Below are 10728 nucleotides of genomic sequence, written 5' to 3'. Positions count from 1 at the left end.
TGCAAACCGTTGCAGCCGTCACGCACAAGGCATCAGCGACCCATCGCCGCCTGGCCGAGGTTCCACAGCGGCAGGAACACGCCCAGCGCGAGCACCAGCACCAGCGCGCCGATGATGGCCAGCAAGATGGGCTCGATGGCCGCCGACAGGCCCTTGATGGCGTAGTCGGTCTCGCGCTCGTACATCTGGGCGATTTCGGTCATCAGCGTGTCGAGCTCGCCGGTTTCCTCGCCCACCGCAATCATTTGCAGCACGATGGGTGTGAACACGCCCGTGCCGGTCGCGCAGCGCGAGATGCTCTCGCCGCGCTCCACGCCGTCGCGCATCTGCTCGATGCGGGCGCCGATGTAGGCGTTGTCCACCGTCTGCGCCACCACCGTCATGGCCTGGCTGATGGGCACGCCCGAGCTGCTGGCCAGCGCGAAGCTGCGCGCAAAACGGGCCAGCGTCGCCTTCAGCACGATGTCGCCAGCGATGGGCAGCCGCAGCTTGAGGCGATCCCAGGTGTAGCGCCCGCTGGCCGAGGCCACCCAGTTACGCCACACGAACACGGCCCCGATGCCGCCGGCCAGCACCAGCGGCCACCACTTCACCGTCCAGCCCGAGAAGCCCAACAGGATGCGCGTCATCAGCGGCAGTTCGCTCTTGAAGTGCGCGAAGACCTCGGCGAACTTGGGCAGCACGAAGAGGTTGATGACCACCAGCGCAATGCCCATCGCGATGATGACCATCACCGGATAGCGCAGCGCCTGCTTGATGCGAGCGCGGATGTCGAGTTCGAACTCCAGGTGCTCGGACAGGCGCTGGAACACCTCGGTGAGGCGGCCGGTCAGTTCGCCCACGCGCGTCATCGCGACATAGAAGGCGCTGAACACGGCGGGGTGGCGCGCGAAAGCGGCAGCCAGTTCCCGACCCTGATCGAGGCTGGCGCGCACATCCTGCAGCAGCTTGATGATGCCGGGGTGGGCGGTCGAGGCCTCCAGCCCGGCCAGCGCGCGCAGGATGGGCACGCCGGCCTTTTGCAGTGTGTAGAACTGGCGCGTCAGCACCAGCGTGTCCTCCCCGGTGATGGGGCGGGCCAGCAGCGCTTGCAGCCAGCCACCGGCATCGGGCGAGTTGCTGCCCTCGGCGGCAGGCTCAATGCTGACTGGCACCACCCCGCCCGCCATCAGCTGCGCGGCCACGGCATCACTGCTCGGGGCGTCGACGATGCCCTCCACCAGTTCGCCGCGGCCGTTGCGGCCCTTGAAGGCAAAGTTGCTCATGCCGCCGTCACTCGGTGTCCACGCTGATGCGCACCGCTTCGGCCAGCGAGGTCTTGCCCTCGAGCACCAGCGCCAGGCTGCGGTCGGCCAGCGTCTTGCCCTTCAGTGACTTGCGCGCCGCGCTGAGGAAGGCCCCCGCATCGCTGCGCTGGATGGCCAGCGCCATGTCCGGGTCCAGCTCCAGCATCTCGTAGATGCCGCGCCGCCCTTGCGTGCCGGTGCCGTGGCATTCGGCACAGCCGCGGCCCTTGACGCTGTGGATGGGCCCCGGCGGCAGGCCGTTCATCGCCTGCACCTCGTTGACCCAGGCCTGTTCCTGCGGCGTGGCGACATGCGGCTCGGCGCAGTGCTTGCAGACGCCACGCAGCAGCCGCTGCGCCAGCACGGCCTGCAGCGACGTGGCCACCATGAAAGGCGGTGCGCCCATGTCCAGCAGCCGGAACGGCGTGGAGACGGTGTCTTTGGTGTGCAGCGTGGACAGCAGCAGATGGCCGGTGATGGCCGCGCGCAGGCCGATCTCGGCCGTCTCGGGGTCGCGCATCTCGCCGACGAGGATGACGTCGGGGTCTTGCCGCAGCGCCGCGCGCAGCACGCGGGCGAAACTCAGGTCGATCTTCTCGTGCACCTGCACCTGCGTCAGCCCGGGCAGGCGGTACTCCACCGGGTCTTCGACGGTGATGATCTTGAGCCGTTCAGCATCCAGCTCGGCCAGCGCGGCGTAGAGCGTGGACGTCTTGCCGGAACCGGTGGGCCCAGTCACGAGGATCATGCCGGCGTCGCGCGCCAGCAGCTCGCGGAAGCGGGCCAGCATGTCGTCGGGCATGCCGATGGCGTCCAGCCGGCGCAGCGCCGAACCCTGGCCCAACAGGCGCATGACGACCGATTCGCCGTACTGGCTGGGCATGGTGGACAGCCGCACGTCCAGCGTGCGGTCCGACAGCCGCAGCGTGAAGCGGCCGTCCTGCGGCAGGCGCTTCTCGGAGATGTCCAGGCCGGCCATCAGCTTCAGGCGCTGCGCCAGCGCAGGCGCGATGCGCTTGTCGGCCTGCGTGAGCGTCTGCAGCAGACCGTCGACCCGGTTGCGGATCAGCAGCTCGCCTTCCTGCGGCTCGATGTGCACGTCGGACGCGCCGGCCCGCGTGGCGTCCTCGAACACGCTCTGCAGCAACCGCACGACCGGCGCGCCCTCCTGGCCCACGCTGGCTTGCAGCGCGCCGAAGTCCACCGCGTCGCCGATGTCCTTCTCCAGCGCCTTGGCCAGGCCGGAGATCTCATCGCTGCGGCGGTAGTGCTTGTCGAACACCGCGGCAAGCTGGCTATCGGCCACGACGGCCATGGCCAGCCGGCGCTTCAGGATCTTGGCCAACTCGTCGAAACCGAACAGGTCCAGCGGATCGGCCATCGCGACCAGCAACGTGTCGCCGCGCTCCTCCAGCACCAGTGCGCGGAAGCGCCGGGCCGGCGTCTCCGGCAGCAGGCGCACGAGCTCCGTCTTCAGCGGGAAGGTCTTGAGGTTGACGAAGGGCGCGCGCAGCTGGCGGGCCAGCACGTGGGCCAGCGCCTCCTCGGTGATGAGGTTGGCTTCGATGAGGATGCGCCCCAGCTTCTTGCCGGTGGCGCGCTGCAACTCCAGCGCCTGCCCCAATTGCTCGGCGGAAATCAGCTGCTGTTCGACCAGCACGTCGCCCAGCCGCAGCTTGGGGCGGGGCGCGGCCGCAGGTTCCATCGACGCTTCACTCATCGGTTTGCACTCTTCAAACAGGGGTTCGCCGCCCTTGGGCAGCGCTAGACATTGCTGGTGGCGTGCACCTCGGCGATCGTCGTGATGCCTTGAAGCACCTTGACGATGCCGTCCTGGCGCAGCGAGCGCATGCCCTCGGCCAGGCCGGCGCGGTGCAACTCCTCGGCGCGGGCGCCGGTCTGGATCATGCGACGCAGGTCCTTGGAGACCGACAGCAACTCGTGCAGGCCGGCACGGCCTTTGTAGCCGGAGTGGCCGCAGGCGGGGCAGCCCGGGCTGGTGAACTTCATCAGCCGGCCTTCGTGTGCATGGTGCTTGATCCACTCCGCCGTCAGCGCCAGCCGGCTGGGCCGCGCGTCGGCCGGGAAGACGTGCAGGTAGTCGTCCAGCAGCTCACCCAGCTCAGCCTCGCTCAGCGGCTCGCGTACCTGGCAGGCGGTGCAGCTGCGCCGCACCAGGCGCTGGGCCAGCACGGCCAGCAGCGAGTCGGCGAAGTTGAACGGGTCCATCCCCATGTCCAGCAGCCGCGTGATGGTCTCGGCCGCACTGTTGGTGTGCAGCGTGGACAGCACCAGGTGGCCGGTCAGCGAGGCCTCGACGGCGATCTCGGCAGTCTCCTGGTCGCGGATCTCACCGACCATGATGACGTCCGGGTCGGCGCGCAGGAAGGCCCGCAGCGCCTTGGCAAAGGTCCAGTCGATCTTGGGGTTGACCTGGACCTGGCGCAGGCCGGCCTGCGTGATTTCGACCGGGTCTTCGGCCGTCCAGATCTTGCGGTCCGGCGTGTTGATGTGGGCGAGCGCCGAGTGCAGCGTGGTGGTCTTGCCAGAGCCGGTGGGGCCCACGCACAGCACCATGCCGTAGGGCCGTCCCACGGCCGTCTCCAGCGCCTGGCGGTTGGCGGGCGTCAGGCCGATCTTGTCCAGCGGGATGGGCTTGCTGGAAGCCAGCAGGCGCATCACCACGTCTTCCAGGTTGTTGTTGGTCGGGATGGTGGCCACACGCAGCTCCAGCCGGTGCTGGGGCGAGAAGCGCGCGAAATTGATCTTGCCGTCCTGGGGCTTGCGGCGCTCCGAGATGTCGAGGTCGCACATGATCTTGATGCGCGCAATCATCGCGTTGCGGTAGGTGTGCGGCAGCTCCAGATAGGGCTGCAGCACGCCGTCGCGGCGGAAGCGGATCTTGAGCTTCTCGCGGCCGGGGTAGGTCTCGATGTGGATGTCGGACACGCCCTGGCTGTGCGCCTCGATGATCATCGAGTTGATCAGCCGCACCAGGCTGTTGTCGCTCTGTTCGATGGGCGACTCGTCCTCGCGCGAGACGCGCTCGCTGCTGTCGCGCTCCAGGCTCTCGATGAGCTTGTTGGACGACTCCAGCGTGAAGTCGGGCTGAAAGTCGGGCAGGGCGTCTGCGCCACCCGAGGGCAGCGCATCGCTGCCGAATCGGTCGAAGGCCGCTGGAATGGCGAACTGCAACGTGCCCAGCTTGGTCAGCGTGGGCACGACCTTGAGCTGGGTGATGAACTCCACCTCGTCGATGGCCTCGCGCCGCGTCGGGTCCTCCATGGCGACGATGAGGCGCCCGTCTCGCAGGACCAGCGGCAGCATCTCCAGCCGCTTGGCCACCGCGTGCGGCAGCTTGCGCACGGCATCGGGCTCGATGGCGAAGTTCTCGACGTCGACGACCGGGTAGCCCATCTTGCGCGCCAGCGCCGACTGCAGCTGCGCGCGGCTGATGATGCCGCGGCGCACCAGCAGCTCGCCCAGCGGCACGGAGCGATCGGCACGCTGTTGCACCAGCGCCTGCTCCAGCTGCTCGGGCTTGACCAGCTCCAGTGCCAGCAAGGCCTCGCCGATGCGCACCATGGGCATCTTGGCCTGCTGTTCGATGGCCTGCAGCAGCTGCTCGGCGGTGACGATGTGCTGCTCCACGAGGATGTCGCCCACGCGGCGCTGGCGCAGCTGCGTCTGCTCGACCGCCGCCGCCGCCAACTGCTCCTGCGTGACGAGCTTGTCCTTGAGCAGCAGCTCGCCGATGCGCTCGCCCACCTCGAAATGCGCCAGCACCTCGCGCGGAATGAAGACGCGGCGCACCGAGTCGTCGGCCTCTGACAGCGGCGGGAACAGGAACAGCCCGAGCTCGTCGACCTGGTGGCCGATGGTCACGCCCTTGAGCTCGTCACCGCCGTTGAAGACGATGCGGAACTCGCTGCGCGGGCGCTGATCCGCATCCAGGCGCTCGTCGCGGGGCGCCGCCACCAGCACGCGCATCAGCTTGATGGCGCGGAACTGGCTGAACTTCAGCGGCATGCTGTTGCGAGCCGGCGGCACGTTGATGCGCACCTGACGCCCCGCGGCGTCCAACGCCAGCAACTGCCCGCCGCTGCGGCTGTTGTTCAACCCGAGGATCTCGCAGGCCTCCGGCTCCTGCTGGCGCTGCGGCTGGGCATAGGCCGCATAGGGCGGGCTGGGCCAGACAAAGCCCGCAGACTGGCCAGCCTCGGCCTCTCCATGGGGCCAGGGCAGGGGCTCAAATGGGTCGGTCATGGGGCGATTATGGAGGTGGCCCGTGACGCTTCAGAGCGACGGCGTGCCTGCGTCGCGACAATCTGGCCATGAACATTCTGCTCACCGGCTTCGACCCCTTTGGTGGCGAGGCCATCAACCCCTCCTGGGAGGTCGCGCGCGCGCTGAACGGCCAGTTCATCGGCGCGGCACAGGTGCATGCCCGCCAGCTGCCGACGAGCTTCACGGGCGCGCCCGTCGCGCTCGGGCGGGCGCTGGATGCGCTGGCGCCTGTCCTTGTCGTGGCGCTGGGCCAGGCCAGCGGACGGGCCGAGATCTCGATCGAGCGCGTTGCCGTGAACCTGATCGACGCGCGCATCCCGGACAACGACGGCCAGCGCCCGCTGGACCAGCCGGTGCGTGCCGATGCCCCGGCGGGCTACTTCTCGACGCTGCCGGTCAAGGCCATGCGTGACGCGCTGCGCCAAGCCGGCCATCCGGCCGGGCTGTCGCTGACCGCAGGGGCCTTCGTCTGCAACCAGGTCTTCTTCGAGCTCCAGCACCGGCTGGCGGGCACCGGCGTGCGCAGCGGCTTCATCCACCTGCCGGCGCTGCCCGAGCAGGCCGCGCAGGCCCAGCCCGCGCCGCCCAGCATGGCCCTTGCCGCTCAGGTGGCCGCCATCGGCCTGGCGCTGGCGGTGGCCATGGGCAGCACGTCGATCAGCGCAGCCGCGGCGGACGAGGGCGCGCCGACGAGCTGAGTCAGTCCTGCGTGTAGCCGCGCCAGCGCTCGCCAGCCTGCTGCATCAGCGCGAGCTGCCCGGCGAAGCGGCGGCAGTTGCGGCACAGGCGCTGGTGCAGCAGCATGCCCAGGCGCTCGCTCAGCGTCAGGGGTTGGTCCTGCGCCTTGAGCAGGCGCCGTGTCGTCTCGCGGCAGGTGATCATCAAGGGGCTCACGTGGCAGCTCCGGTCGTACCGAACCAGTTCAGCTGCAGACATTCGCGCAAGCGCAGGCGGGCGCGGTGCAGCATGACCCACAGGTTGGTCGGCGTGATCGCCAATTCCTTGCAGATCTCGTCGGATTCCAGCTCCAGCCACTCGCGCATCATGAACAGGCGCCCCTGCTGGCCAGGCAGCTTCTCGACGCAAAGCTCCAGGACCTTCATGAAGTCGGTCTGCCGCAGCGCATCTTCCGGGTTGCCCCAGTCGTGCGGCGACTCGCGCCAGTGCCCGTCCACCGTGAAGAGCAGATCATCGAGATCCTCGCCATCCTCACTGGTGGATGTGGCTGACATCTCGCGGCTGTTGCGCCGGATCTGGTCGATGAGCTTGTGCTTGAGGATGCCCACGAGCCAGGTCTTGAGCTGGCTGTTGCCGGCGAAGGCCTGCGGCTTTTCCAGCGCGGCGAGCATGGTTTCGGACACCGCGTCCTCGGCCCAGGCCGGATTGCGCAACTGCAGGCGGGCGTACTTGAGCAGCACGGGCTGCAGCGCTTGAACACGATGGCTGAATTCGGTATCGGCATGGGGCATGGCGGCGCGAGTGTAAGGATGGCGGGGTCGCTTGCGACATCTGCTCAGCGGTCGGATGATCGGCCGCGTTTTTCTGGTCCCCCACCTCTACGGAGCATCCTCATGAAGCAACAAGCCCTCGTCTCATCCGCCCTGGCCGCCGCGCTGTCTCTGGGCCTCGTCGCCCAGGCCGAAGCCCAGGACAAGGCCGCCAAGGAAAAGTGCTACGGCGTTGCCAAGGCGGGCCAGAACGATTGCGCCTCGGCCAACGGCAGCCACTCCTGCGCCGGCCAAGCCAAGATGGACAACGACCCCAACGAGTGGAAGTACGTGGCCAAAGGCACCTGCGAGAAGTCGGGTGGCAAGCTCAGCTCGCCGGCCAAGAAGTAAAGGCTGCCGCGTGGCGCCGGAACCTGTCGTCGGCATCGGCTGGCGCCATGCGCACTACGAAGCCCTGCTGGCCCAACGGCCGGCGCTGGGCTTCATCGAAGTGCATGCCGAGAACTTCTTCGCCGACGGCGGCGTCACGCTGGCCGTGCTGGATGCAGGCCGCCAGACCTATGACCTGAGCCTGCATGGCGTGGGCCTGGCGCTGGGCTCGGCCGCTGGGCTGGACCAGCGGCATCTGGCTCGGCTGGCCCGCCTGGTTGAGCGCATGCAGCCGCGCTGGGTGTCAGACCACGCCTGCTTCGCGCGCACCGGCTCGGGCCTGCACGCGGCCGACCTGCTGCCCATTCCCTTCACCGACGAGTCGCTTGCGCTGATCTGCCGCCATGTCGACGAGGTGCAGCAGCGGCTGGGCCGCACGATGCTTGTCGAGAACATCAGCGCCTACGTCGGCTGGGCCGGCGACACGCTGGCCGAACCCGAGTTCTTCAATGAGTTGACGCGCCGCAGCGGCTGCGGCCTGCTGCTGGACGTCAACAACCTCTTCGTCAACGCGCGCAATGCCGGCCATGACGCTGCCGGGGCAACGGCCGAGGCGATGCGCTGGGTCGACGCAATCCGGCCCGGCAGCGTCGGCGAGATGCACGTGGCCGGCCACTGCGAGCGGGACGACGGCCTCGTCATCGACGACCACGGCAGCCGCGTGCGCGATGAGGTCTGGCGCGTCTACGCGCACGCCATCCAGCGCTTCGGCCCCACCCCTACGCTGGTGGAATGGGATACCGACGTGCCGGCACTGGACGTGCTGCTCGCCGAGGCCGCGCAGGCGAGGGCGCTGCAGCGATGAAGGCCGCGCAACAGGCCTTCGTCGACGCGCTGCTCGGTCGCGCGGATGCCCCGGAAACGCTGACCGGCGGCGAGCGCGGCCTCGCGGCCTACCGGCACAACCTCAGCGCGCTGGCCCGGCAGGCGTTGGCCGTGCCGTTCACGCAAGTGCGCGAGGCGCTCGGCGAGGACGAATTCGCCCAGTTGGCCTGGAGCTTCTGGCGCGCCCACCCGCCCAGCAGCGGTGACCTGGGCGACTGGGGCGGTGCGCTGGCGGGCTTTCTGGCCGAGCGCGCGGGCGAGGCCTCCGGCCTCCCCGATCTCGCGCGGCTGGACTGGGCCATCCACCGCGCCGAGCGCGCCGCCGATGCCACGCTGGACGCCGACTCCCTGCAGTTGCTGGGCAGCACACCGCCCGAGACCTTGTGGCTGCAACTGCGCCCGGGCGTCACGCTGCTGGCGCAGCAGGCGGGCGCCGTGCTCGTGTGGCGCGATGGCTGGCGCGGCGTGTCGCAGCCGCTGCCAGCGCCCGACGCCGCCTTCATGCACGCGTTGCTGGGCGGTGCAAGCCTGGCGGCTGCGCTGGAAATCGCCGCCGATGTGCAAGGTCTGGGCGCTGAGTCCGACTTCGACTTTGCCGCGTGGCTGCAAGCCGCGCTGCGCAAGGCCTGGCTGCACGCGGTCAGGTCAACGCCCACAAACCAGACCGACCCGCCATGAACGCTCTGCTCTGCGCCACGCTGCGCGCCTGCACCGACCCCGGACTCACGCCAACGCGGCTGCCCGCGGCACTGGGCGCGCTCGCCAGCCACCTGCAATCGCTGGCGCTGCTGGGCGCGCGGCTGTATGTCGCCCAGGTGTTCTTCCTGTCAGGGCTGACCAAGCTGCGGGACTGGTCGTCCACACTGGCCTTGTTCCAGGATTACTACCAGGTGCCGTTGCTGCCCCCGGTGCTGGCCGCGTGGCTGGGCACGGGCGGGGAGTTGGTGCTGCCGGTGCTTCTCGCACTGGGCCTGGCCGGGCGCTTTGCCGGCGCCGGGCTGTTTGTCGTGAACTTCGTGGCCGTGCTGTCGCTGAGTGCCGACGACCTGTCGCCCGCGGCGCAGGCCCAGCACGCCTTGTGGGGCGTGCTGGCGCTGGCGGTGGTGCTGTGGGGCGCCGGCCGCTGGTCGGCCGACCGCGTTATTCGCGCGGCCTGAACGTCAGGATGATGACCGGGGGCACGCGTCCGTCGGTGTCACGCGGCAGCGTCTCGGCCTTTTCAACGGCCCGCAGCACGGCGCGGTCCCATTCGGCGTCACCGCTGGCCTTGAGCACCTTGCTGCCCAGGATGCGGCCGTCCGGCGCCAGTGCCACCTGCACCTCGGCCATCGGGTTGGCGCCGCCGTCGTCGGCGTAAATGATGAGCGGGCGCACCTTGCCCTTGACGCGGCCCACCCAGCCCGCCGACGGCGCCGCGTTCTGAGCAGCCGTGCCGGTGGAGCCCGGCGTGCCGCCGGCCATGCCCTGGATGCGCTTGAGGAACTCCTGACGCTGCGCCTCGCGCCGCGCGTCGGCCTCCTTGGCCAGCTTCGCCTCCTTGGCGTCCTTGGCAGCCTTCTCCTTCTTGCGCTCCTGCTCTTCCTTGGCAGCCTTTTCCTTCGCGGCCTTGTCCTTGGCGGCCTTCTCTTTGGCTTCCTTCTCTTTGGCTTCCTTCTCGCGCTCCAGCTTGGCGGCTTCTTGACGAGCTTTCTCTTCCTTCAGCTTCTTGGCCTTGGCGATAGCGATCTCGGCCTCGCGCTGCTCGGCGGCCTCTTCCTCAGCGGCGCGCTGTTGGGCGGCACGGTCGGGCTCCGGCGGCTTGGGCGCCTCGGGCTCCGGCTCGGGCGGAGCTTCCTCGCGCGGCGCTGCGATCTGCGGCACCGAGGACCACAGCTCGGCCTCGAACGCTGCCTCGCTGCTGCTGCGCCAGTTGACCGACCAGCTCAGCGCTGCCAGCAGCAGGCCGTGCGCGGCCAGCGCGAACAGCAGGCCGCGGCCCATGCCAGCGGCTTCGGGAGGGCGCAGGGTGGCTGTCGACATCAGTTGGACGCGGCGCCGCTCTTCACGGCCAGGCCCACGCGCTGCACACCGGCGCGCTGCAGCGTGTCCATCACCTGCACGACGGCCTCGTACTTGACGTTCTTGTCCGCCGAGATGACGACCGGGTTGCTGGCGTCACCGCCCTGGGCCTTCTTGACCCGCTCGGCCAGGCGGTTCACCGGGATGCTTTCGGGCTCCAGCTGGTCGACCTTGATCTTCAGCCGCTCGTCGGTGCCGACGATGACCTGGATGACGTGATCCGGCTGCTGGCGGCTCTTGCCCACGCTGGGCAGGTCCACCAAGCCGGTCGTGATCATGGGCGCGCTGACCATGAAGATGATGAGCAGCACCAGCATCACGTCGATGAACGGCACCATGTTGATCTCGTTCATCGTGCGGCGCCGGCGGCCGCCGCGGGCAGAGACGGCGGCCAT

Annotated in this window: 12 protein-coding genes; 5 read left to right on the top strand and 7 right to left on the bottom strand. The window is 69.2% G+C overall.

Going from position 1 to position 10728, the window contains the following annotated elements:
• Positions 1–32: 32 nt before the first annotated feature.
• From NYO99_RS04980 to NYO99_RS04970, 3 genes are read right to left on the bottom strand one after another with little or no spacing between them, the layout of a single operon-like run.
• Positions 33–1265 (bottom strand): type II secretion system F family protein, encoded by a 1233-nt coding sequence (locus NYO99_RS04980; RefSeq protein ID WP_268165983.1) that lies wholly within the window; start codon positions 1263–1265, stop codon positions 33–35.
• Between the two features lie 7 nt (positions 1266–1272).
• Positions 1273–3006, bottom strand: a complete 1734-nt coding sequence (locus NYO99_RS04975; RefSeq protein WP_268165982.1) for a GspE/PulE family protein — start codon at positions 3004–3006, stop codon at positions 1273–1275.
• 44 nt (positions 3007–3050) lie between these two features.
• Entirely contained in the window at positions 3051–5552 is a 2502-nt protein-coding gene (locus NYO99_RS04970) for a GspE/PulE family protein (protein WP_268165981.1), read from the bottom strand.
• A 68-nt stretch (positions 5553–5620) separates the two neighbouring features.
• On the opposite strand from NYO99_RS04970, the gene pcp reads away from it, so the two are divergent.
• Entirely contained in the window at positions 5621–6271 is a 651-nt protein-coding gene (gene pcp / locus NYO99_RS04965) for a pyroglutamyl-peptidase I (RefSeq protein ID WP_268165980.1), read from the top strand.
• 1 nt (position 6272) lies between these two features.
• Here the strand turns inward: pcp and NYO99_RS04960 are convergent, their stop codons facing one another.
• Both NYO99_RS04960 and NYO99_RS04955 read right to left on the bottom strand, forming a co-directional pair.
• Positions 6273–6467, bottom strand: coding sequence for an anti-sigma factor family protein (locus NYO99_RS04960; protein ID WP_268165979.1), 195 nt, complete (start codon positions 6465–6467; stop codon positions 6273–6275).
• Positions 6464–7042 carry a sigma-70 family RNA polymerase sigma factor gene (locus tag NYO99_RS04955; RefSeq protein WP_268165978.1) on the bottom strand — a complete coding sequence of 193 codons (579 nt, stop codon included), beginning with the start codon at positions 7040–7042 and terminating at the stop codon, positions 6464–6466. The genes NYO99_RS04960 and NYO99_RS04955 overlap by 4 nt, the downstream gene beginning before the upstream one ends.
• Before the next feature lie 102 nt (positions 7043–7144).
• Between NYO99_RS04955 and NYO99_RS04950 the strand changes: the two genes are divergently transcribed.
• The 4 genes from NYO99_RS04950 to NYO99_RS04935 are packed head-to-tail and all read left to right on the top strand — an operon-like array spanning position 7145 to position 9432.
• Positions 7145–7411, top strand: coding sequence for a BufA1 family periplasmic bufferin-type metallophore (locus NYO99_RS04950; RefSeq protein ID WP_268165977.1), 267 nt, complete (start codon positions 7145–7147; stop codon positions 7409–7411).
• A gap of 10 nt (positions 7412–7421) precedes the next feature.
• Positions 7422–8255: an MNIO family bufferin maturase gene (gene bufB, locus NYO99_RS04945; RefSeq protein WP_268165976.1), complete on the top strand. Its 834-nt coding sequence runs from the start codon at positions 7422–7424 to the stop codon at positions 8253–8255.
• The gene (locus NYO99_RS04940; RefSeq protein WP_268165975.1) at positions 8252–8953 is read left to right on the top strand and encodes an HvfC/BufC N-terminal domain-containing protein; all 702 of its coding nucleotides are present in this window, start codon (positions 8252–8254) and stop codon (positions 8951–8953) included. Before bufB ends, NYO99_RS04940 begins: the two co-directional genes overlap by 4 nt.
• The gene (locus NYO99_RS04935) at positions 8950–9432 is read left to right on the top strand and encodes a DoxX family protein (protein WP_268165974.1); all 483 of its coding nucleotides are present in this window, start codon (positions 8950–8952) and stop codon (positions 9430–9432) included. Before NYO99_RS04940 ends, NYO99_RS04935 begins: the two co-directional genes overlap by 4 nt.
• On the opposite strand, the gene tolA is transcribed toward NYO99_RS04935, so the two are convergent.
• Together tolA and tolR are read right to left on the bottom strand one after the other, a co-directional pair.
• A complete protein-coding gene (tolA, locus tag NYO99_RS04930; protein ID WP_268165973.1) occupies positions 9416–10294 on the bottom strand; it encodes a cell envelope integrity protein TolA in 879 nt (292 codons plus the stop codon). The two genes, NYO99_RS04935 and tolA, sit on opposite strands and share 17 nt — an antisense overlap.
• Positions 10294–10728, bottom strand: a complete 435-nt coding sequence (gene tolR / locus NYO99_RS04925; protein ID WP_268165972.1) for a protein TolR — start codon at positions 10726–10728, stop codon at positions 10294–10296. Before tolR ends, tolA begins: the two co-directional genes overlap by 1 nt.

The organism is Roseateles hydrophilus (genome assembly GCF_026712245.1).
GTDB lineage: Bacteria > Pseudomonadota > Gammaproteobacteria > Burkholderiales > Burkholderiaceae_C > Pelomonas > Pelomonas hydrophilus.
The sequence above is the reverse complement of the archived record's forward strand: the minus strand, read 5'-3'. Positions and strand labels throughout refer to the sequence as shown.

Bases quoted from the DNA above. Each gene is read 5' to 3' on its own strand.
- NYO99_RS04975 (WP_268165982.1), bottom strand. From the start codon at position 3,006: ATGAGTGAAGCGTCGATGGAACCTGCGGCCGCGCCCCGCCCCAAGCTG.
- tolA (WP_268165973.1), bottom strand. From the start codon at position 10,294: ATGTCGACAGCCACCCTGCGCCCTCCCGAAGCCGCTGGCATGGGCCGC.
- tolR (WP_268165972.1), bottom strand. From the start codon at position 10,728: ATGGCCGCCGTCTCTGCCCGCGGCGGCCGCCGGCGCCGCACGATGAAC.
- NYO99_RS04950 (WP_268165977.1), top strand. From the start codon at position 7,145: ATGAAGCAACAAGCCCTCGTCTCATCCGCCCTGGCCGCCGCGCTGTCT.
- NYO99_RS04970 (WP_268165981.1), bottom strand. From the start codon at position 5,552: ATGACCGACCCATTTGAGCCCCTGCCCTGGCCCCATGGAGAGGCCGAG.
- NYO99_RS04955 (WP_268165978.1), bottom strand. From the start codon at position 7,042: ATGCCCCATGCCGATACCGAATTCAGCCATCGTGTTCAAGCGCTGCAG.
- NYO99_RS04940 (WP_268165975.1), top strand. From the start codon at position 8,252: ATGAAGGCCGCGCAACAGGCCTTCGTCGACGCGCTGCTCGGTCGCGCG.
- pcp (WP_268165980.1), top strand. From the start codon at position 5,621: ATGAACATTCTGCTCACCGGCTTCGACCCCTTTGGTGGCGAGGCCATC.
- NYO99_RS04980 (WP_268165983.1), bottom strand. From the start codon at position 1,265: ATGAGCAACTTTGCCTTCAAGGGCCGCAACGGCCGCGGCGAACTGGTG.
- NYO99_RS04935 (WP_268165974.1), top strand. From the start codon at position 8,950: ATGAACGCTCTGCTCTGCGCCACGCTGCGCGCCTGCACCGACCCCGGA.